Source organism: Enterobacter sp. Ap-1006 (assembly GCF_011752835.1).
In the GTDB taxonomy this organism is placed as follows: Bacteria; Pseudomonadota; Gammaproteobacteria; order Enterobacterales; family Enterobacteriaceae; genus Cedecea.
Genome location: NZ_VWWU01000005.1, coordinates 285,453 through 307,832, shown reverse-complemented (window position 1 = coordinate 307,832; position 22,380 = coordinate 285,453). Strand labels below are relative to the sequence as shown.

Genomic DNA, 22,380 nt, shown 5'->3' with positions numbered 1-22,380 from the left:
AGGCAGGCGAGTAAACAGCAGGAAGGTGGCATGTCTGCACAACCAGTCGATATTCAAATTTTCGGTCGTTCATTGCGCGTGAATTGTCCGCCTGAACAACAGGATGCGCTGAATCAGGCTGCGGAAGAGCTGAATCAGCGGTTGCAAGATTTAAAAGTTCGCACTAGAGTCACAAATACCGAGCAGCTGGTGTTCATCGCAGCACTTAACATTTGCTACGAACTGGCTCAGGAAAAGTCGAAAACCCGTGACTACGCCGCTAATATGGAAGAGCGTATTCGGATGCTACAGCAGACCATCGAACAAGCATTGCTTGAGCAAGGTCGCATTGCAGACCGACAGGGTCCAAAGTTTGAATAACACTTCGCAGTTGACTGTGGTAGAGTAACTTCGAAGACAAAATTTCTCTGAGATGTTTGCAAGCGGGCCAGTCCCCTGAGCCGATATTTCATACCACAAGAGTGTGGCGCTCCGCGGTTGGTGAGCATGCTCGGTCCGTCCGAGAAGCCTTAAAACCATGACGACACACTCACCTTGAACCAAGGGTTCAAGGGTTACAGCCTGCGGCGGCATCTCGGAGATTCCCTCTTTACTACCCGGCCATCATGACGTATACCCCGTTAACCTCAACGCTTCGTCAGGACATTCGCCAAACGATTCGGCAGCGACGCCGGTCGCTCACTCCCTCAGAACAACAAACCTTTGCCCTACAGGCTGCTGAACGCATGCTGGCGTTTGAGCCGGTCATTCGTGCTCAGACCGTAGCGTTGTTTCTCTCGTTCGACGGGGAACTGAATACCACCCCGCTGATTCAGGCTTTATGGCGGGCAGGCAAAAACGTTTATCTCCCGGTGCTTCATCCTTTTAGCCCCGGCAACCTGCTGTTTTTACGCTACACGCCGCAAAGTAACCTGGTCACCAATCGCCTGAAAATTCTTGAGCCTAAGCTGGATGTTCGCGACGTGCTGCCGCTGAATAAGCTGGATGTACTGGTCACGCCGCTGGTTGCCTTCGATGAAACAGGCCAGCGTCTGGGGATGGGCGGCGGGTTTTACGACAGAACGCTGCAAAACTGGCAGCAGCACGGTTTCTACCCGGTTGGCCTGGCGCATGATTGCCAGCAGGTGGAGACGTTGCCGGTAGAACAGTGGGATATTCCTTTGCCTGCCGTGGTGACGCCATCGCGCCTTTGGCAATGGTGATGCCCCTTCCCCCTTCGGGGAAGAGGCCATGGTCAGATCAGTACAGCAGACGGGCGCGGATGGTGCCCGGAATCGCTTTCATTGACTTCAGCGCTTTCTCAGCAACATCTTCCGGCGCATCAATATCAATTACTACGTAACCCATGTGCGGCGTGGTCTGCAGGAACTGAGCGGCAATGTTGATACCCTGCTCAGCAAAGATCTGGTTAAGCGCGGTCAGAATGCCAGGGCGGTTCTCATGAATGTGCAGCAGGCGGCTGCTGGTGCCCCCGTGCAGCGGCAGAGAAACTTCCGGGAAGTTAACCGCAGACAACGTAGAGCCGTTATCCGAGTATTTCGCCAGTTTGCCCGCCACTTCCAGGCCGATGTTTTCCTGCGCTTCCTGAGTTGAGCCGCCGATGTGCGGGGTCAGGATCACGTTGTCAAACTCGCACAGCGGAGAGTTAAACGGATCGCTGTTGGTGGCCGGTTCGGTCGGGAAGACGTCGATAGCCGCACCAGACAGATGCTTGCTCGAAAGCGCACCGCACAGAGCAGGAATATCTACCACCGTACCGCGAGAGGCGTTGATCAGCAGCGAGCCCGGCTTCATCAGCGCCAGTTCGTTCGCGCCAATCATGTTTTTGGTGGAGGCGTTTTCCGGCACGTGCAGACTAACCACATCGCTCATATTCAGCAGGTCGGAGAGATGCTGAACCTGAGTCGCGTTGCCCAGCGGCAGCTTGTTTTCGATATCGTAGAAGTAGACGTGCATCCCCAGGGATTCAGCCAAAATCCCCAGCTGTGTACCGATGTGGCCGTAGCCAATGATGCCCAGCTTTTTACCACGGGCCTCAAAAGAGCCTACCGCCAGCTTGTTCCACACGCCACGGTGAGCTTTGGCGTTAGCTTCAGGAATGCCACGCAGCAACAGCAGCAATTCACCAATAACCAGTTCGGCAACGGAACGGGTGTTCGAGAACGGGGCGTTGAACACCGGAATACCGCGCTTCGCCGCCGCATCCAGATCAACCTGGTTGGTGCCGATGCAGAAGCAGCCTACAGCCACCAGTTTTTCAGCCGCGGCAAAGATCTCTTCGGTCAAATGGGTGCGGGAACGCAGGCCAATGAAGTGAGCATCACGGATCGACTCTTTGAGCGCTTCGGAATCCAGCGCGCCTTTATGGAATTCAATGTTGGTGTATCCCGCTGCACGGAGGCTGTCTACCGCCTTCTGGTGCACGCCTTCCACAAGCAGGAATTTAATTCTGTCTTTATCCAGTGATACTTTTGCCATTTCCCGACCCTATTTTCAGTGCTGTTGTATTCGTTTTTAGGCGGTGATGCGCCACCGCCTATAAGTTACCCTTCTGTCAAAATATCAAAATCTACGTTTGGGGCAATATGAACGATTGCGTCGCCGTATCGTCAGGCGGGAATAAGGCGGCGAGAGTCAGAATAAAATGCTGAGCGGGAGAGTGAACCAGGTATGAATCACAGAACTGTTACCGAAATGTGATATATGTCACCAAAAATGCGGTTAAAATAATTTGTCATTTTTTATACGGTTTTTTGGGGCGCAGAACGCGCCCCGGTCAGATCATTTCAAGATGGTTTTTACGCCATCAGCGGTACCGATCAGCGCCACATCCGCGCCACGGTTCGCAAACAGGCCCACGGTAACAACGCCAGGCATGCCGTTGATGATGTTTTCCAGCTTCATCGGTTCCATGATGCTCAAACCATGCACATCCAGAATGATGTTACCGTTGTCCGTGACCACGCCTTGGCGGTACTCCGGGCGACCACCCAGTTTTACCAGTTCACGCGCGACGGCGCTGCGCGCCATAGGAATCACTTCCACCGGCAGCGGGAAGTTACCGAGAATATCAACCTGCTTGGAGGCATCCGCGATGCAAACAAACTTGTCGGCAACGGAGGCGATGATTTTCTCGCGAGTCAGCGCTGCGCCACCGCCTTTAATCATCTGCATCTGGTGGTTGATCTCATCGGCACCGTCGACGTAGACGCCTAATGAATCCACCTCGTTGAGATCGAAAACGGGGATCCCAAGACTTTTCAGTTTCGCGGTGGAAGCGTCGGAGCTGGAAACAGCACCTTCAATCTGGTGTTTGATGGTGCCCAAAGCATCAATAAAATGCGCGGCGGTTGAGCCCGTGCCCACGCCCACAATGGTGCCCGGCTGCACGTACTGGAGTGCTGCCCATCCGACTGCTTTTTTCAGTTCATCCTGCGTCATAATTTTATGCCTGTGATGTGGAAACTGACGCGCATTATAGAGCATGCGTCGGAAAAATGTCCCCGGCTTTGCCGCAATGCAAACCCCATCACGCTCAAACACAATGTCAGCTTGCTGATTTGGTCTGAATCAGCGGCAAATTTATGTCATAGTGGCTGCACGACGAAATCAGGAGCAGATGAACAACAATGAAACGCCCGGACTACAGAACGCTGCAGGCGCTGGATGCGGTAATTCGTGAACGAGGATTTGAGCGTGCGGCGCAGAAGCTGTGCATTACTCAGTCGGCGGTGTCACAACGTATTAAGCAACTGGAAACGATGTTCGGCCAGCCATTGTTGGTGCGTACCGTGCCGCCCCGCCCCACCGAGCAGGGCCAAAAACTGCTGGCACTTTTACGTCAGGTGGAGCTGCTGGAAGAAGAGTGGCTGGGCGATGAGCAAACCGGCTCCACGCCGCTGCTGCTTTCGCTGGCAGTTAACGCCGACAGTCTGGCCACCTGGCTGCTACCGGCCCTTGCGCCGGTTCTGGCCGACTCCCCCATTCGCCTGAATCTTCAGGTGGAAGATGAAACCCGCACTCAGGAACGCCTGCGTCGCGGGGAAGTGGTTGGGGCGGTGTCCATCCAACCTCAGCCGCTGCCGAGCTGCCTGGTGGATCGCCTGGGCGCGCTGGACTATCTGTTTGTGGGGTCGAAAGATTTTGCCGAGCGTTATTTCCCGAATGGCGTCACGCGGTCGGCGCTGCTAAAAGCCCCTGCCGTAGCCTTTGATCATCTCGACGATATGCATCAGGCATTTTTACAGCAGAACTTTGATCTGTCCCCCGGCAGCGTGCCTTGCCATATCGTTAACTCTTCGGAGGCCTTTGTGCAGCTGGCTCGCCAGGGCACAACGTGCTGTATGATCCCGCACCTGCAAATTGAGCGCGAGTTAAATAGCGGGGAATTAATTGACCTGACACCGGGTCTGCTGCAGCGCCGCATGCTCTACTGGCACCGCTTTGCACCGGAAAGCCGCATGATGCGTAACGTGACGGATGCGTTGCTGGAGTACGGGCACAAGGTCTTGAGGCAGGATACGGAATAACGCTTTGATTAACCCTCGCCGGCTGCGGCGAGGGTTAAGGTGAAGATCATATCTTACTGAGCAGGTGCCGCCGGGGTTTGTGCGCCCTGCAGTTCAAACACCACATCGACCTGATCGTCAAACTGAATAGTCTGCTGATCGTAGGTATCCTGAGCGGAAGCCGGTGCAGCCGCGTCCGCTTTCATCATGCGAACCATCGGCGCGGGCTGGTAGTTAGACACGTGGTAACGCACGCTGTAGACCGGGCCCAGCTTGCTGTTAAAGCCTTCGGCCAGCAGCTTCGCCTGGCGGGTTGCATCGTTAATCGCTTCTTTACGTGCTTTGTCTTTGTACTCTTCTGGATGCGCAACGCCCAGCGACACGGAACGAATTTCGTTCAGACCGGACTTCAGCGCACCATCCAGCAGCTCGTTCATTTTATCCAACTGACGCAGGGTAACTTCCACCTGGCGTACCGCACGGTAGCCCTTCAACTGAGTTTTACCGTCTTTCAGGTAGTCATACTCTGGCTGTGTGCGCAGGTTAGCGGCATTGATGTCCTTCTTCTCTACGCCATTTTTCTGCAGGAAGGTCAGGTATTGCGCCACGCGATCGTCGGCCTGTTTTTTGGCAGACGCGGCGTCCTTAGCGGACACGTTGACTTCGATAGCGAGCGTGGCGATATCAGGAACGGCATCGACGCTGGCTGTCCCGGAGGTGACCACGTGAGGGCCGTTTGGCAACTCACCCGCCTGCACAGAAACAGAACCTAATCCCATTAACGCGGCTAATGCTAAAATTTTAAACTTCACTGTAACTCCTCCGTGCTACGTTCCACTGTGATTACGCCGATCAACAAACTCCCGACGTCTGCCAGCAAGCTTAGCCTGTAATGGTAACTTGTCTATCAGATTATGGCGAATTAGCCCACGAGTGCCGCGATGTGCTGCACGCCATCCCGGGCCAGCTGAGCGGCAATAAACCACATCACAATCCCAACCACCCCGTTGATAATGCGCTGTGCTTTTGCAGTACGAAGACGAGGGGCCAGCCAGGCGGCAAGAATAGCCAGGCCGTAAAACCAGAGAATGGAGGCGCTAATGGTTCCCAGCGCGAACCAGCGTTTTGCTTCGTCCGCAAGCTGGCCCCCCAGGCTACCAAGTACCACAAAGGTGTCCAGATAGACGTGCGGGTTGAGCCAGGTCACCGCCAGCATGGTGACCACGATTTTCCAGCGCCCCTGCTTCAACACTTCGGCCGAAGCCAGCTCCAGGTTGCTGCTCATCGCCGTGCGCAGCGCACCCCAGCCATACCACAGCAGAAATGCCACGCCGCCCCAGGTGACCAGCGCCAGCAGCCACGGAGACTGCATCAGAATGGCACTGCCGCCAAAAATCCCGCCGCAAATCAGAATGATATCGCTCAGCGCGCACAGGGAAGCAATCATCAGATGGTACTGGCGACGAATACCCTGATTCATCACGAAGGCATTTTGCGGCCCCAGCGGCAGAATTAACGCGGCTCCCAATGCAATACCCTGAAAATAATAAGATAACACGCGGCACACCCTTTAAATGTGAATCATTGAGCGTGAGTGTAATGCGCGAAAATTATTAGAGGAAATTGATATTTTTAATCGCTTATAAGAATGACTAATTATTGCAGATAGAAATAAGGCCAGCGAAAGCTGGCCCCGGAGGTTATGCGTTATCAGAGTCTTTCATCTGGCGAACGTGAACGTCCATTTGCGGATAAGGAATACCGATGCCGTTGGCATCAAGCGCTTTCTTGATGCGCTCCAGCACGTCCCAATAAACGTTTTGCAGGTCACCGCTTTTGCTCCATGCCCGCACCACAAAGTTAACGGACGAAGGGCCAAGCTCGTTCAGGCGCACGGTGATGTCGCGATCCTTCAGCACGCGCTCGTCGCTGGTGATGATGTCAGTCAGGATCTGCTTAACTTGATCGATGTCGGCATCGTAGGCCACGCCGATGATGAACTCGTTGCGGCGGGCAGGTTCCCGGGAGAAGTTAATGATATTCCCGGCGATGATTTTGCCGTTCGGCACAACCACGATTTTGCCATCCACGGTACGCAGCGTGGTGGAGAAGATTTGCACGTTCAGCACGGTGCCCGCAATGCCGCCGAGATCGACATACTCACCGGTACGGAACGGGCGGAAGGTAACGAGCAACACGCCTGCGGCCAGGTTGGACAGGGAACCCTGCAGCGCCAAACCAACGGCCAGACCGGCGGCACCCAGCACGGCAATCACCGAAGCTGTCTGCACCCCGACACGGCTCAGGGCCGCAATCAGCGTGAAGGCAATAATCCCGTAGCGCACCAGCGCGGAAAGAAAGTCGGCGACAGTGCTGTCGATGCTGCGAGCCAGCATCAGGCGATTAACGGCTCCGGAGACCAGACGGGCAACGATCATCCCGGCGATCAAAATGGCCACGGCGGCGACGATATTTACCGCATAGCTCAGGAGCAGCTCCTGATTGCGAACCAGCCAGCCCCCCGCATTATGAATACTGTCTACTACGTTGAGATCTTCCATTTACTGTTCCTTGTCTGAAAAGTTTCTCCGCCCGGTAAGGCAGTTCAAACCGTAAAGGGTAAACAAAAACGCATGGATGTGCCAAGTACGTCACAAAATTGATCTCAAATTGAGTATTAATGCGGCAAAAGAAGGGAAAAGCCCGGACGAATGTCCGGGCTAAAAGTGGGCTTACAGCGTTTGCGTGAAGGTCCGGGAAATAACATCCTGCTGCTGCTCGCGGGTAAGCGCGTTGAAACGCACCGCGTAGCCAGAAACACGAATGGTCAGTGTCGGATAATTTTCAGGATGCGCGATGGCATCCATCAGCATTTCACGGTTCAACACGTTGACGTTCAGGTGCTGCCCGCCTTCCGTTTTGACATCGTGATGGAAGTAGCCATCAAGCAAGCCGACCAGGTTCAGGCAGCGAATGGAATCCTCTTTCCCCAGCGCCGCAGGCACGATGGAAAACGTATAAGAGATACCATCTTTTGCGTAGCTGAACGGCAGCTTAGCCACGGAGGTTAACGAGGCTACAGCTCCTTTAGTGTCTCGCCCGTGCATCGGGTTCGCACCGGGTGCAAACGGCGTTCCTCCCCTGCGGCCATCTGGCGTGTTCCCCGTTTTTTGCCCGTAAACCACATTCGACGTAATCGTCAAAATAGACTGCGTCGGCACGGCATCGCGATAAGTTGGCAGCGCCTGAATTTTCTTCATAAAACGCTCAACCAGATCGCAGGCAATGGCGTCCACGCGATCGTCGTTATTGCCGTATTGCGGATAGTCGCCCTCAATCACGAAATCCACCGCCAGCCCGGTATGGTCGCGCACCGGCTTAACCACAGCGTGTTTGATGGCAGAAAGTGAATCCACCGCCACCGAAAGCCCGGCGATGCCGCAGGCCATCGTGCGGTAAACATCCCGGTCATGCAGGGCCATCAGCGAAGCTTCGTAGCTGTATTTATCGTGCATGTAGTGGATCAGGTTCAGGGCCGTCACGTACTGCACCGCCAGCCAATCCATAAAGCTGTCGAGGCTGGTCATCACCTTGTCGTAGTCCAGCACATCGTCGAGCAACATTGGCGTTTTCGGCCCAACCTGGATCTTCAGCTTTTCATCCATTCCCCCGTTGATGCAGTACAGCAGCGTTTTTGCCAGGTTGGCGCGAGCGCCAAAGAACTGCATCTGTTTGCCAATCACCATCGGGCTAACGCAGCAGGCAATCGCATAGTCGTCGCTGGCGAAATCGCTGCGCATCAGATCATCATTTTCATATTGCAATGACGAGGTTTCAATCGACACCCTGGCGGCATAAACCTTGAACGCTTTCGGCAGCGCCTCAGACCAAAGGATGGTCAAATTCGGCTCCGGCGCAGGCCCCATGGTGTAAAGCGTATTCAAATAGCGGAAGGTGCTTTTGGTCACCAGAGTACGACCATCCTGCCCCATCCCGCCTAACACTTCCGTTGCCCAAATAGGATCCCCGGAGAACAGCGAATCAAACTCCGGCGTGCGCAGGAAGCGCACCATACGGATTTTCATAATAAAGTGATCAATAAGCTCCTGCGCCTGTTGCTCACTGAGCAGGCCAGAGCGAAGATCGCGCTCGATATAAACATCGATAAAGGTTGCGGTGCGCCCCAGCGACATCGCCCCACCGTTTTGCGACTTTACCGCTGCCAGATAGGCGAAATAAAGCCATTGAATCGCCTCCTGTGCGTTGCTCGCCGGCCTCGAGATATCGAAACCGTAGCCAGCGGCCATGTCCTGTATTTGCAGCAGCGCGTGGCGATGCTCCGCCAGTTCTTCACGCAGGCGAATCGTTGCCTCAAGATCCTCGCCGCGTTCAAGCTTTTGCTGCAGGTCGGCAAACTGTAGCTCACGTTCGCGAACCAGATAAGCAATGCCGTACAGCGCCACGCGGCGGTAATCGCCGATGATTCGGCCGCGCCCGTAACCATCAGGCAGCCCAGTCAGTACGCCGGACTTGCGGCAACGCAGAATATCCGGCGAATAAACGTCGAACACGCCCTGATTGTGCGTTTTCCGCAGCTCGGTAAACTGATACTCAAACTCAGGGTCCATTTTGCGGCCATAGGCTTCAAACGAACTTTTGATCATATTGATGCCGCCGAAAGGATGCAGCGCGCGCTTTAGCGGCTGGTCCGTCTGAAGGCCAACAATTTTCTCATGCTGCTGAATAATGTAACCGGGGGCATGGGCGGTAATGGACGTGGCCACGTTAGTATCAAAATCGACCGGGGCATGAGTGGCATTTTCAACGCGAATACCCTCCATCACCTTTTCCCAGAGCGCCGTCGTCTCAGATGTTGCGCTCGCCAGAAACGTATCATCCCCCTCATACGGCGTGTAGTTTTGCTGGATAAAATCCCGAACATTAATTTCATGCTGCCAGCATTCCCCACGAAACTGCTGCCAGGCCTGAGCATAATTATCATGGGAAATATCAATATCCATTTTCATTCATTCAATCCTCTGTACCGCAAATAAAATTAAGCGAACTCTGCAAGCCGGGATGCCTTGCCCAATTCACGGGCATCAAGAGCAATCATTTTTTCTTCGTTGGTCGGAATAACTGCACACAGTACTGCCGAGTTCTGGGTTGAAATAACACGCTCGCCGTCAGAATTAGGCCGCATATTTTTTTCTTCATTCAGTTCGAAACCGAATACCCTTAAATGTTGAATAACCAGACGGCGAATAAGAGCTGAGTTTTCACCTATGCCGCCAGTAAAAATTAGCCCATCAAAATGTGGCAGCGAAGTTGCGTGCCCGCCGATGGTTTTGGCAATACGATGTACAAACGTGTTGATAGCCAACTCCGCGCGGGTATCCCCCTGCTGCCAGGCTTTTTCCAGCGTTCGTAAGTCAGAAGATATACCTGAAAGCCCCAACAACCCTGACTCGGTATTTGCCACCTGCTCAAGATCGTCCAGCGACTGCCCGGTCTGCCTTGCCAGCCACACCATCGCCCCAAAGTCGACATCGCCGCAGCGTGTCCCCATGATCAAACCTTCCAGCGGCGTCATCCCCATCGAGGTATCAGCGCTTTGCCCGTCAACAACCGCGCACACTGAAGCCCCGTTGCCCAGATGAGCAATCACCAGCCCCAATGAACGCCCTTTCAGTTCAGGTAGCTCGCTTGCCTGCATGGAAACATAGCGGTGAGAGGTCCCGTGGAATCCATAACGCCTGACGCCGTGCTCTTTGAAATAGCGGTATGGCAGGCCGTAAAGATAGGCTTCAGGTTTCATCGTCTGGTGAAAGCTGGTATCAAACACGGCAACCTGCGGCACACCAGGGAAGCGCAGCCTGGCCGAAGCCACGCCACTGAGATTGGCATAGTTGTGCAGCGGCGCGAGAGGCGAGACCGCGCGGATTTGCTCCACGACGTCGTCCGTAATCAATACCGACTCGCCAAAAATCGCCCCGCCGTGAGCAATGCGGTGGCCTATATAGGCCACGCTTTCGGTCAAATGACGTCTTTCAAGCTCGAGGGAGATTGCCGCCAGCGCATCCTCATAATCAGAATGCGCCAGCTTCACCGGCTCACCGCTATTAACGATAAGCATTGCGGCTTCGGTATTTATACCTTCGCAAATACCCGTTAAAAGTGGCTCCATGGTTAATTCATCCAGCACGGAAAATTTAACCGAAGATGAACCGCAATTTATGGTTAATATTACCGGATATTCATTCATATTAACGTTCACTCATCCTGAGCCAATGACAGTTAATCACATGATTTTGTATACGATGTTAAGGATCGTCAGTAAGCCGATCACGGTAACAAAGATATTTTCACTTCTGCCTTTGTATTTGCTCAGCGCCGGCACTTTGCGAATCGCGTACATCGGCAGCAGGCAAAGCAACGAGGCAATAATCGGGGCGCCCATCGCTTCAATCAGGTCAAGAATATTTGGGTTGGCGTAGGCTACAACCCAGGTTGACCCCATGATAAACACCATGCTGATCAGATTAAGTTTGCCCTCGGAAACCTTCGTTTTGTCACTCTTATAGCCAAACTTCAGGACCAGGCCATTCAACCCTTCCAGCGTGCCCAGATAGTGGCCGAAGAAAGATTTGAAAATGGCGACCAGGGCAATAATCGATGCGCCATATTCCAGCACCGTGGCAAAAGTAGACTTCGAACCAGAGAGTGAAGAGAAATGGTTAGCAAGATAGGAGAGCACCGGGATGTTCTGCGCTTTTGCTTCGGCCATATTCTGTGGCGACAGCGTGAACAGGCAGCTAAAGGCGAAGAACATCACCACGCCAACCATCAACATGCTGGCACGCGAGATGATTTTTGAGCACTTGTCTTCGGTATAGGCTTTCCCGAAGTCCGCTTCGTACTCTTCACGCTTCGACACCACAAAGGAAGAGACGATCGGCGAGAAGTTAAAGGAGAACACCATGATGGAGATCCCGAGCCACACGGTCACCAGGATGCCGTCATGGCCGGTCAACGCGATTTCACTCAGGTTCACCTGATCGATAACGGCTGAATTCCAGTAGGGAATAAGCGACAGGGAAATAATGACCAGGCTGGCGATAAACGGGAACACAAGCCAGCTCATCACCTTCACCATCAGATCCTTACCAAAGAAGATGACAAAGGCCATCAGCATCAGCAGGAATAGCGCTACCAGCCCACGATTTAAGGGCATCAGCTGGAGCTGATTTTCCCAGAAGGTCATGAAGGTGTTAGTAATAGTGACGCCGTAAATCCACAGCAGCGGGCAAATCGCGAAGAAATAAAGAAAGGTGATAACGACGCCACCCGTTTTACCAAAATGCTCCTCGACAACTTCGGTGATATTTCCCGATGGATTGCTGCCGGAAAGGCACAGTCGTGCCAGCGCACGGTGGCAAAGGAAGGCTATCGGATAGGCCAGAACAAGCATGATAAGTATTGGGATAAGCCCGCCGTAGCCCGCGCGAATCGGGAAAAACAGGACCCCAGCGCCAATGGCGGTACCAAACAGACCTAAAGTCCAGGTGGTATCTGACTTACGCCACAGGGCGGACTCTTTTTGACCAACAAGGGTTGTTTCTACATTACTCATAATGAAGATCCTTATTTAGACCAGGCAGGCTTCCGCTGCGCCAGTAATTTCAGAAACACGAGACAAATCGATATTTCCACCAGAAATAATACTCACAGTTTTCCGGCCTTTAATGTACTGGTCGAGCTTGCCGCTTAATAATGCAGCAGAAGCCAGCGCACCAGCACCTTCAGTGACAATTTTGTTTCTCTGAATAAGTGCGACCATACTATTTCTGATATCGTCCTCGCTGACCAAAATAATATCGGTAACTAATTTTTTGACGATTTCAAAGGTTAGCTTTCCTGGGCGGGCAACGTCACAGCCGTCAGCTAACGTGCTGTCTGCCCGATACGCGGTAATTTCACCAGTACGGAAAGAGGAAGCCATGCCGTGGACGTTTTCCGCCTGCACGCCAATAATATTAATTGTTGGATTAATGGATTTAATGGCTACCGCAATGCCGGCAATCAGACCGCCGCCGCCAATAGGCACAATCACGTTATCGACGTCGTAAAGATCTTCAAGAATTTCCAGTCCAATAGTACCCTGTCCGGCAATGACTTTTTCATCATCATAAGGTGGGATAAAAATACGCCCTTCCATCTCAACAATTTCGCTGACCTTGGCGATGGTTTCATTAAAATTATCACCGTGGATAATGACTTGAGCCGAATAGTCAGTCGTGGCGGCGACCTTTGACTTTGGCGCACCTTTTGGCATCACCACTTTGCCGTTAATACCGAGCAGCGCACATGACAATGAAACACCCTGAGCATGGTTACCCGCAGAACAGGCCACCACGCCCCGGGCTCTTTCTTCTTCACTCATTGAGCTGAGTTTATTGAAAGCACCGCGCATTTTAAACGAACCGGTACGCTGCATATTTTCAAATTTCAAATAGATGTCGCCCTTACAGCATTCGCTAAGATAATTAGAGCGAGGCATCCCGGTTTTATACACAAATCCAGATATTCTTTTTTTCGCTTCAAGAACATCGTTAATTGTGACTGGCAATTCATTATCTATATGCATGTTAACCTCCGCATCAAAGCAATAAAAGATACTCGTAGCGAATAATAAAAAACTCGCTTCTTTAGTTTAATGAGTGATAAAAAGTGATTATGCTAAGTAAGCTAAGCCACCACCGTTAATTTATTAAATTGATATTTACTACGCACTGAATGCACTTTGGCTAATTCGACCAGAGTAGCCGCTGATTTTTTTATACGGCAATTTTTCGACCATACCGCAGCATAGCGTGCAACAGGTAATTCATCCGTTAATGGAATTTGAACAAACTCCTGAGAGCCAAAAGGTGCGATCATTTCACGGGGAATAATCGTCAGGAAACCGGCGGTCAACACCATGTTATAAATGGTGACAACTGAGTCGGTTTTAATGATTTTATCGCTGGTGATATGGTTCTGTTGCAGGATGGTCAGAAGTTCACTGTAGTAGCCCATTTCGGTTTGAGGCAACACCCACTGCTCATGGCTTAATGAGCGGAGCGTCATCACGCCTCCCCGCGTTCGCGTTCGTCCGGCTACCAGAACAAACTCTGATTCAAACAGGGGTTCGATGTGCAAATCCTGAAGCAACATCTCATCGCTCAGCGTACCGATAGCAAAATCCAGCCTGCCGTCGCGTATCGCCGGTAAGAAGGAGCAAAGTTGAGCTTCAAACATTGAAACTTCAGCCTGTGGATACTGCTCTTTAAAGGCTTTCATCATGCCCGGCAGGAAGGTAAAACCGATAAGCGAAGGATAGCCGAATGAAACATCTACCGCTTCGCTGCCGACCAGGCTGTTCATTTCGTTGCACATGTTGCGCATTTCGCGGGTAATCGACTCGGCGTAACCGAGCAGTACTTTACCGGCAACCGTAAGCTGAACACCGGTATTTTTGCGAATGATAAGCTCCAGGCCAAACAAGGCTTCCATATCGCTGATAATTTTACTTACCGCAGGCTGAGTCAAACTTAGCTGCTTCGCCGCAGAGCCAAATGAACCACTTCTTACCACTTCCTGAAATACAACCAGGTGCTGTGTTTTAGGTAATGTCGTATTATCCATAAAGCGCCATGCCTAATAAGTTATCAATGGCGGCGATCTTACGTATTCTCTCTTCTATGTTATGTGCGGCGACTCACAAGAGCTCAACCCTCATCAGTACAACAAGCAATCAAATGAATATAAAACCATAAATAACAATGAGTTAATGTTTTGTAATTTGCTATTTCCATGATTAAGGTCAACCTAAACATCCCGAATAAAAGAAATTTATGGAGATAATAAATTCATATAACCAGCAATAAACTCTTATTCAGACTGAAAATTTATCAATGTTGACGTTTATTTACTCAGATTAAGGTGCATAAAACAAAGAATTAAAAATGACTGCAAATATTACGCTTATATTTGAATATAAAAAAACCCGCCAAGGCGGGTTTTTATCGAAGCAAGTATTAGCTCAAATTACAAAACGTCTACCGCGTTCAGCTCTTTGAATGCCTGCTCCAGGCGAACGATCATAGAGGTCTGAGCTGCGCGCAGCCAGACACGTGGATCGTAGTATTTTTTGTTCGGCTGGTCAGCGCCTTTCGGGTTACCCAGCTGACCCTGCAGGTAAGCTTCGTTTTCTTTGTAGTACTGCAGGATGCCGTCCCAGGTTGCCCACTGGGTATCGGTATCGATGTTCATTTTGATTACACCGTAGCTTACGGAGTCTTTGATTTCCTGAGCAGAAGAACCGGAACCGCCGTGGAAGACGAAGTTCAGGCTGTTGTGCGGCAGGTTGTGTTTCTTAGAAACGTATTCCTGAGAATCACGCAGGATGGTCGGGGTCAGAACCACGTTACCTGGTTTGTACACGCCGTGTACGTTACCGAAAGAAGCTGCAATGGTGAAGCGTGGGCTGATTTTGCTCAGTTCGGTGTAAGCGTAATCAACGTCTTCTGGCTGGGTGTACAGAGCAGAAGCGTCCATGTGGCTGTTGTCCACGCCATCTTCTTCACCGCCGGTGCAGCCCAGTTCGATTTCCAGGGTCATGCCCAGTTTAGACATGCGAGCCAGGTATTTGGAGCTGATTTCGATGTTTTCTTCCAGAGACTCTTCGGACAGGTCAATCATGTGGGAAGAGAACAGTGGTTTACCGGTAGCGGCAAAGTGTTTTTCACCCGCGTCCAGCAGGCCGTCGATCCACGGCAGCAGTTTCTTAGCGCAGTGGTCAGTGTGCAGGATAACCGGCACGCCGTAGTGTTCAGCCATCTGGTGAACGTGGTGTGCACCAGAGATTGCGCCCAGGATAGCAGCCCCCTGTGGAACATCAGTTTTCACGCCTTTACCAGCGATGAACGCAGCACCGCCGTTAGAGAACTGAACGATAACCGGAGATTTTACTTTCGCAGCGGTTTCCAGAACGGCGTTAATAGAGTCGGTACCGACGCAGTTAACGGCTGGCAGAGCAAAGTTGTTCTCTTTTGCTACCTGGAAGATTTTCTGTACGTCGTCGCCAGTTACAACACCTGGTTTTACGAAATCAAAAATTTTAGACATGTTGATGTGTCCTGTAGGCCTTGGAAAAATCGAATCACCGTCCTGAATCTTGCCGGGCGGCAATAAATCAACGGGCAGGTTACCCTGCCCGTAGGAATTACTTCTTAGCGCGCTCTTCGAGCATCGCTACAGCTGGCAGTACTTTGCCTTCCACGAACTCAAGGAATGCGCCGCCGCCGGTAGAGATGTAGGAAATTTTGTCTGCGATACCGAACAGGTCGATAGCTGCCAGAGTGTCGCCGCCGCCTGCGATAGAGAAGGCTTCGCTGTCTGCGATAGCACGGGCAACGATTTCGGTCCCTTTACGGAAGTTAGGGAATTCGAATACGCCAACCGGGCCGTTCCACAGAATGGTTTTCGCGTTTTTCAGGATCACGGCCAGTTTCTCAGCGGAAACGTCGCCCATGTCCAGAATCTGCTCTTCGTCTTTGATGTCGTTCACAGACTTCAGGGTTGCGGTCGCAGTTTCGGAGAACTCGGTTGCCACACGCACGTCGGTTGGTACTGGGATGTCGCAACGAGTCAGCAGATCTTTAGCGGTATCAACCAGGTCTGCTTCGTACAGGGATTTACCTACGTTGTGGCCCTGGGCTGCAACGAAGGTGTTCGCAATGCCGCCGCCAACAATCAGCTGGTCAGCGATTTTGGACAGGGAGTCCAGCACGGTCAGTTTGGTAGAAACTTTAGAACCGCCAACGATAGCAACCATTGGGCGAGCAGGCTCTTTCAGAGCTTTGCCCAGTGCTTCCAGTTCGTCAGCCAGCAGCGGGCCTGCACAAGCAACGTCAGCAAATTTAGCGATGCCGTGAGTAGAAGCCTGCGCACGGTGTGCAGTACCGAAAGCATCCATCACGAACACGTCGCACAGTGCAGCGTATTTTTTGGACAGTGCTTCGTCGTCTTTTTTCTCGCCTTTGTTGAAGCGAACGTTTTCCAGAACAACCAGCTCACCGGCAGCAACCTCTACGCCGTCCAGGTAATCTTTTACCAGACGAACCGGGTTAGACAGTTTGTCTTTCAGGTAGTTAACCACAGGCAGCAGAGAGAATTCTTCGTTGTACTCGCCTTCGGTCGGACGACCCAGGTGAGAAGTCACCATGACTTTAGCACCCTGTTTCAGCGCCAGTTCAATGGTCGGCAGAGATGCACGGATACGCGCATCGCTGGTGACTTTCCCGTCTTTAACCGGCACGTTCAGATCGGCACGGATGAATACGCGTTTGCCCGCCAGATCCAGATCGGTCATCTTAATTACAGACATGGTGAATCCTCTCGTTGATTCTTAAAGTTTTGCAGACGCAACGTGCGCCTTACCTGAAATCCATTGAGCCATAACCAACGTGGTGTCGAGCATCCTGTTGGCAAAGCCCCATTCGTTATCACACCAGACTAGAGTTTTAATCAGATGTTGCCCACTGACCCGCGTTTGCGTGCCGTCGACGATTGCACTGTGCGGATCGTGGTTAAAATCAGTAGAGACCAACGGTAATTCCGTATAGTCAACTATACCATGAAATGCTTCCTGTGCCGCTTTTTGCAGCAAGTGGTTGACTTCACATGCATTTACTGAATTTCTGACCGTCACGCTCAAATCAATGGCCGTCACGTTTATCGTGGGAACGCGTACCGCGATCGCCTCAAAACGGTCATTAAATTGTGGGAAAATACGCGTGATACCGGCCGCAAGACGCGTATCCACCGGAATGATCGACTGACTCGCCGCACGAGTGCGTCGCAAATCAGGGTGGTAAGCGTCAATAACCTGCTGATCGTGCATGGCCGAGTGGATGGTAGTGACCGTCCCGGACTCAATGCCAAACGCTTCATCCAGCAGTTTAATGATTGGAATAATACAGTTTGTGGTGCAGGAGGCATTGGAGACGATACGGTGGCTGTCTTCTACCTGCTCATGGTTCACACCGTAGACGACGGTTGTATCGAGGTCGTTACCGCCAGGGTGTGAGAACAGGACTTTCTTCGCCCCTGCCGCGAGGTGGGCTTCACCATCAGCGCGGGAACCGAACACACCGGTGCAGTCCAGCACGATATCAACGCCCAGTTCACGCCACGGGAGCGCTTCAATGGTCGGTTCATGCAGCAGGCGAATGCTGTCATCGCCCACAAACAGGACTTCACGTTCCTGGCGAACATCCCAGGCAAAGCGGCCGTGGCTGGTATCGTACTTCAACAGATGCGCGATACCCGCAGCGTCTGCCAGTTCGTTGATTGCTACCACGGTAATTTCCGCACGGCGACCAGATTCGTACAAAGCACGTACCACGTTGCGCCCAATGCGACCGAAGCCATTAATAGCGATGCGTACGGTCATATCTCTCCTGCCAGAATCCCTGGGATTTAGTGGCTGACAGAGTAATCCAGCAACCGCCTGAGGGGAATCCTCGCACTCATGAAACTGCACTTGTTTGCTTAATTGTCGAACATTTATTCGACTGAAACGCTTCAGCTATGTTAAGCGAAAGCGGGAATAAAAGGAACGATACCCCAACATGCTCCGCTCAACTTCTGACGTACATCACAGTTTTGGTGGAATAACTGCAACTGAGCGCCCCGGTGGTGGAATAAAGAACAGGGTATAAGTGGAATAATCGGCATAAAAAAGGGCCGCCGAAGCGACCCTGATAGTTAGCGAGACGGATTACAGAATCGCTTTAGCCTGTTTCACCACGTTTTCCACGGTGAAGCCAAACTCTTCGAACAGCAGTTCCGCTGGTGCAGACTCACCAAAGGTGGTCATGCCCACGATAGCGCCGTTCAGGCCAACGTATTTGTACCAGTAGTCTGCGATGCCAGCTTCGATAGCTACACGAGCAGAAACGGCTTTCGGCAGCACGGATTCACGGTAAGCCGCATCCTGCTTGTCGAACGCGTCGGTAGACGGCATGGACACCACGCGCGCTTTCACGCCTTCGGCAGTCAGCTTGTCCCATGCGGCCACCGCCAGCTCAACTTCAGAGCCGGTAGCGATGAAGATAAGCTCTGGCTGGCCTGCGCAATCCTTCAGCACGTAGCCACCGCGAGCGATGTCTTTCAGCTGCTGCTCGGTACGATCCTGCTGAGCCAGGTTCTGGCGGGAAAGGATCAGCGCGGTTGGGCCGTCGTGACGCTCAACGCCGTACTTCCACGCGACTGCGGACTCAACCTGGTCACATGGGCGCCAGGTGCTCATGTTCGGGGTCACACGCAGGGAAGCGACCTGCTCAACCGGCTGGTGAGTCGGGCCATCTTCGCCCAGGCCGATGGAGTCGTGGGTATACACCATCACCTGACGCTGTTTCATCAGCGCAGCCATACGCACTGCGTTACGGGCGTATTCTACGAACATCAGGAAGGTAGAGGTGTACGGCAGGAAACCGCCGTGCAGGGAGATACCGTTGGCGATAGCGGTCATACCGAATTCGCGCACGCCGTAGTGGATGTAGTTCCCGGCGGTATCTTCGTTAATTGCTTTAGAACCAGACCAGATAGTCAGGTTAGAAGGCGCCAGGTCAGCGGAGCCACCCAGGAATTCCGGCAGCAGCGGGCCGAACGCTTCGATAGCATTCTGGGACGCTTTACGGCTGGCGATCTTGGATGGGTTAGCCTGCAGCTTAGCGATGAACTCGTTCGCTTTTGCGTCGAAGTCAGAAGGCATTTCGCCTTTCACGCGGCGAGTGAACTCTGCGGCTTCCTGCGGGAAGGCTTTCGCGTAGGCAGCGAACTTCTCGTTCCATGCGGCTTCTTTAGCCTGACCCGCTTCTTTCGCATCCCACTGCGCGTAGATGTCAGAAGGGATTTCGAACGGTGCGTGGTTCCAGCCAAGCGCTTCGCGGGTCAGTGCGATTTCTGCATCACCCAGCGGTGCGCCATGAGAGTCATGGGTACCGGCTTTGTTCGGGGAACCGAAACCGATGATGGTTTTGCACATCAGCAGGGATGGTTTGTCGGTCACCGCACGCGCTTCTTCTACTGCACGTTTGATAGCCGCGGCATCGTGGCCGTCTACACCGCGCACGACATGCCAGCCGTAGGCTTCAAAGCGTTTTGCGGTATCGTCGGTGAACCAGCCTTCAACGTGACCGTCGATGGAGATGCCGTTGTCGTCATAGAACGCAACAAGTTTACCCAGCTTCAGGGTACCAGCCAGGGAGCAAACCTCGTGAGAGATGCCTTCCATCATGCAGCCGTCACCCATGAATGCATAGGTGAAGTGGTCCACGATGTCGTGGCCAGGACGGTTAAACTGTGCCGCCAGCGTTTTCTCTGCGATAGCCATACCGACCGCGTTCGCAATACCCTGACCCAGTGGGCCAGTCGTGGTTTCAACACCGGCGGTGTAGCCCACTTCCGGGTGGCCCGGAGTCTGGGAGTGCAGCTGACGGAAGTTTTTCAGCTGTTCAATCGGCAGATCATAACCGCTGAGGTGCAGCAGGCTGTAAATCAGCATAGAACCGTGGCCGTTGGACAGCACGAAACGGTCGCGGTCTGCCCAGGAAGGGTTCTGTGGGTTATGGTTCAGGAAATCACGCCACAGGACTTCGGCAATGTCGGCCATGCCCATAGGGGCACCCGGGTGACCGGATTTGGCTTTTTGTACTGCGTCCATGCTGAGCGCACGAATAGCATTGGCAAGCTCTTTACGAGAGGACATTTTGACTCCAGATCGGATGGTTGAAGGTCGCGCCTTGACTACGATGCGTTATGGGCTACGCCCGAAAATGTGACAACAATGTACACCAGGGGAATGGTCATGTACATGCGGCGTGCCGTTGACAGGGTAAGAAATCTCTGGATAACGCTCGCAAGTTGCGCAACCTGATGCGCAGGCCATTTATTCTTCTTTATACTGGTTCTGGAGCCGCCTCGCCTGCGGTAAATCCGATTCTGTTTTTACCTATTATAAAGAAAGGAAAATGGCCATGAAGATGCGCCCAATATTGTTGAGCCTGAGCGTCGCAGCCCTGCTGAGCGGCTGCCAGGGAATGGATTCCAACGGGCTATTGACCTCTGGAGCCGAAGCTTTCCAGGCCTATACTTTAAGCGACGCGCAGGTGAAAACCCTGAGCGATGATGCCTGTAAGCAGCAGGACAGCAAAGCCACGATAGCCCCGGCAGACAGCCCATACACCCAGCGGCTGAACAAAATTGCCTCCGCGCTGGGGGATAACATCAACGGTCTGCCGGTTAACTACAAAGTTTATGTGACCAAAGACGTCAACGCCTTCGCCATGGCGAACGGCTGCATCCGCGTCTACAGCGGCCTGATGGACATGATGGACGACAACGAAGTGGAAGCGGTGATTGGCCACGAAATGGGGCACGTCGCGCTGGGCCACGTGAAAAAAGGTATGCAGGTCGCGCTCGGGGCTAACGCAGCCCGCGTTGCTGCAGCATCCGCAGGCGGCGTGATTGGCAACCTGTCGCAGTCTCAGCTTGGGGATTTAGGCGAAAAACTGGTGAACGCTCAGTTCTCTCAGCGCCAGGAATCTGAAGCGGACGATTATTCTTACGATCTGTTGCGCAAACGCGGCATCAATCCGACCGGTCTTGCCACCAGCTTCGAGAAACTGGCTAAGCTCGACGAGGGCCGTCAAAGCTCCATGCTGGACGACCACCCGGCGTCTGCCGCTCGTGCCCAGCATATCCGCGACCGCATGGCGGCGGATGGGATTAAATAAAGCGATACCGCCCCCAACGGGGCGGTATTTAAAGGCTTATTCGCCTTTCTTGGCCGCCTGGATATACAGCATTTCCAGCGCCAACGTTGCCGCAGCCAGCGCGGTGATTTCAGACTGGTCGTAGGCCGGAGCCACTTCCACCACGTCCATCCCCACGATATTCAGATCTTTCAGGCCCCGAACCAGCTTGATAGCACGATCGGACGTCAGGCCACCAATCACCGGCGTACCTGTTCCCGGCGCAAAAGCAGGATCCAGGCAGTCGATGTCAAAAGTCAGGTAAACCGGCATATCACCGACGATCTGCTTAACCTGGGCAATAATGTCGTCTACGCCGCGATCGTTAACCTGGCAGGCATCCAGCACGGTGAAGCCGTTATCTTTGTCGAACTCGGTACGAATACCGATCTGCACGGAGTGGTTCGGATCGATCAGGCCTTCGTTTGGCGCGGTGTAGAACATCGTGCCGTGGTCGAACTCGCAGCCATTCGCGTAGGTGTCGGTGTGCGCATCAAAATGCACCAACGCCATTTTACCAAAGTGCTTCGCGTGAGCACGCAGCAGCGGCAGAGTCACGAAGTGGTCACCGCCGAAGGAAAGCATACGCTTGCCGGAAGCCAGCAGACGCTCAGCGTGCGCCTGGAGATTTTCGCTCATCTCACGGGCATCGCCGAAGGCGTAAACCAGATCGCCGCAGTCCACAACGTTCAGACGCTCGCGCATGTCGAAGTTCCACGGGAAACGGTTTCCTTCCCATGCCAGGTTGGTGGACACCTGACGAATCGCTGCCGGGCCGTGGCGGCCGCCTGCGCGACCGGAAGTTGCCGCATCAAACGGAACGCCGGTGATCACCCAGTCTGCATCGCTATCGTACGGCTGGAAATTCAGCGGGAAACGTAAAAAACCAAAGGCATTAGATACCAGGGAGTTATCGTATTTGTGGCCTAAGGTGCTCATTGTCTGACCTCTCGGTTGGGGTTAAAAAACGCCTAAAAAAAATCCCCTCCGCGTCGTTAAACCCGACGAGG

At 53.0% G+C, this 22,380-nt stretch carries 19 protein-coding genes and 1 other RNA gene; 5 read left to right on the top strand and 15 right to left on the bottom strand.

The window, feature by feature from the left end; translation table 11 throughout:
* Nucleotides 1–30: 30 nt before the first annotated feature.
* The 3 genes from zapA to F3J28_RS17335 all read left to right on the top strand — a co-directional run bounded on the left by zapA (nucleotide 31) and on the right by F3J28_RS17335 (nucleotide 1,202).
* The gene (gene zapA / locus F3J28_RS17345; RefSeq protein WP_008461599.1) at nucleotides 31–360 is read left to right on the top strand and encodes a cell division protein ZapA; all 330 of its coding nucleotides are present in this window, start codon (nucleotides 31–33) and stop codon (nucleotides 358–360) included.
* A 41-nt stretch (nucleotides 361–401) separates the two neighbouring features.
* Nucleotides 402–585: non-coding RNA, 6S RNA (ssrS, locus tag F3J28_RS17340), on the top strand.
* 20 nt (nucleotides 586–605) lie between these two features.
* A complete protein-coding gene (locus F3J28_RS17335) occupies nucleotides 606–1,202 on the top strand; it encodes a 5-formyltetrahydrofolate cyclo-ligase (protein ID WP_166878164.1) in 597 nt (198 codons plus the stop codon).
* 37 nt (nucleotides 1,203–1,239) lie between these two features.
* On the opposite strand, the gene serA is transcribed toward F3J28_RS17335, so the two are convergent.
* Together serA and rpiA are read right to left on the bottom strand one after the other, a co-directional pair.
* Complete coding sequence (serA, locus tag F3J28_RS17330) at nucleotides 1,240–2,478, bottom strand: phosphoglycerate dehydrogenase (protein ID WP_008461595.1); 1,239 nt, start codon at nucleotides 2,476–2,478, stop codon at nucleotides 1,240–1,242.
* A gap of 303 nt (nucleotides 2,479–2,781) precedes the next feature.
* Nucleotides 2,782–3,441 (bottom strand): ribose-5-phosphate isomerase RpiA, encoded by a 660-nt coding sequence (rpiA, locus tag F3J28_RS17325; protein WP_166878161.1) that lies wholly within the window; start codon nucleotides 3,439–3,441, stop codon nucleotides 2,782–2,784.
* A 188-nt stretch (nucleotides 3,442–3,629) separates the two neighbouring features.
* On the opposite strand from rpiA, the gene argP reads away from it, so the two are divergent.
* Nucleotides 3,630–4,529 (top strand): DNA-binding transcriptional regulator ArgP, encoded by a 900-nt coding sequence (gene argP, locus F3J28_RS17320; RefSeq protein ID WP_008461592.1) that lies wholly within the window; start codon nucleotides 3,630–3,632, stop codon nucleotides 4,527–4,529.
* A gap of 53 nt (nucleotides 4,530–4,582) precedes the next feature.
* Here the strand turns inward: argP and F3J28_RS17315 are convergent, their stop codons facing one another.
* The 12 genes from F3J28_RS17315 to tkt form a co-directional block, all read right to left on the bottom strand.
* Complete coding sequence (locus tag F3J28_RS17315) at nucleotides 4,583–5,320, bottom strand: oxidative stress defense protein (RefSeq protein WP_008461590.1); 738 nt, start codon at nucleotides 5,318–5,320, stop codon at nucleotides 4,583–4,585.
* 110 nt (nucleotides 5,321–5,430) lie between these two features.
* On the bottom strand, nucleotides 5,431–6,066 hold the full coding sequence (gene argO / locus F3J28_RS17310) for an arginine exporter ArgO (RefSeq protein WP_166878159.1): 636 nt from the start codon (nucleotides 6,064–6,066) through the stop codon (nucleotides 5,431–5,433).
* A 142-nt stretch (nucleotides 6,067–6,208) separates the two neighbouring features.
* Entirely contained in the window at nucleotides 6,209–7,069 is an 861-nt protein-coding gene (locus F3J28_RS17305) for a small-conductance mechanosensitive channel MscS (protein ID WP_008461586.1), read from the bottom strand.
* A 171-nt stretch (nucleotides 7,070–7,240) separates the two neighbouring features.
* Entirely contained in the window at nucleotides 7,241–9,535 is a 2,295-nt protein-coding gene (gene pflB, locus F3J28_RS17300) for a formate C-acetyltransferase (protein ID WP_166878156.1), read from the bottom strand.
* A gap of 29 nt (nucleotides 9,536–9,564) precedes the next feature.
* The gene (gene tdcD, locus F3J28_RS17295) at nucleotides 9,565–10,773 is read right to left on the bottom strand and encodes a propionate kinase (RefSeq protein ID WP_166878153.1); all 1,209 of its coding nucleotides are present in this window, start codon (nucleotides 10,771–10,773) and stop codon (nucleotides 9,565–9,567) included.
* 36 nt (nucleotides 10,774–10,809) lie between these two features.
* Complete coding sequence (tdcC, locus tag F3J28_RS17290) at nucleotides 10,810–12,141, bottom strand: threonine/serine transporter TdcC (protein ID WP_166878150.1); 1,332 nt, start codon at nucleotides 12,139–12,141, stop codon at nucleotides 10,810–10,812.
* Nucleotides 12,142–12,156: 15 nt separating this feature from the next.
* On the bottom strand, nucleotides 12,157–13,155 hold the full coding sequence (gene tdcB, locus F3J28_RS17285; protein ID WP_166878147.1) for a bifunctional threonine ammonia-lyase/L-serine ammonia-lyase TdcB: 999 nt from the start codon (nucleotides 13,153–13,155) through the stop codon (nucleotides 12,157–12,159).
* Nucleotides 13,156–13,256: 101 nt separating this feature from the next.
* A complete protein-coding gene (tdcA, locus tag F3J28_RS17280) occupies nucleotides 13,257–14,195 on the bottom strand; it encodes a transcriptional regulator TdcA (RefSeq protein WP_166878144.1) in 939 nt (312 codons plus the stop codon).
* A gap of 402 nt (nucleotides 14,196–14,597) precedes the next feature.
* Nucleotides 14,598–15,677, bottom strand: a complete 1,080-nt coding sequence (fbaA, locus tag F3J28_RS17275) for a class II fructose-bisphosphate aldolase (protein WP_085542353.1) — start codon at nucleotides 15,675–15,677, stop codon at nucleotides 14,598–14,600.
* A 97-nt stretch (nucleotides 15,678–15,774) separates the two neighbouring features.
* Complete coding sequence (pgk, locus tag F3J28_RS17270; protein ID WP_008461573.1) at nucleotides 15,775–16,938, bottom strand: phosphoglycerate kinase; 1,164 nt, start codon at nucleotides 16,936–16,938, stop codon at nucleotides 15,775–15,777.
* Between the two features lie 21 nt (nucleotides 16,939–16,959).
* Entirely contained in the window at nucleotides 16,960–18,006 is a 1,047-nt protein-coding gene (gene epd, locus F3J28_RS17265) for an erythrose-4-phosphate dehydrogenase (protein ID WP_008461572.1), read from the bottom strand.
* Nucleotides 18,007–18,333: 327 nt separating this feature from the next.
* Nucleotides 18,334–20,325: a transketolase gene (tkt, locus tag F3J28_RS17260; RefSeq protein ID WP_008461570.1), complete on the bottom strand. Its 1,992-nt coding sequence runs from the start codon at nucleotides 20,323–20,325 to the stop codon at nucleotides 18,334–18,336.
* A 268-nt stretch (nucleotides 20,326–20,593) separates the two neighbouring features.
* Here tkt and loiP point away from each other — a divergent pair, with 268 nt between their 5' ends.
* Complete coding sequence (gene loiP / locus F3J28_RS17255) at nucleotides 20,594–21,352, top strand: metalloprotease LoiP (protein ID WP_008461569.1); 759 nt, start codon at nucleotides 20,594–20,596, stop codon at nucleotides 21,350–21,352.
* Between the two features lie 36 nt (nucleotides 21,353–21,388).
* On the opposite strand, the gene speB is transcribed toward loiP, so the two are convergent.
* Nucleotides 21,389–22,309 (bottom strand): agmatinase, encoded by a 921-nt coding sequence (speB, locus tag F3J28_RS17250; RefSeq protein ID WP_008461568.1) that lies wholly within the window; start codon nucleotides 22,307–22,309, stop codon nucleotides 21,389–21,391.
* Between the last annotated feature and the right edge of the window lie 71 nt (nucleotides 22,310–22,380).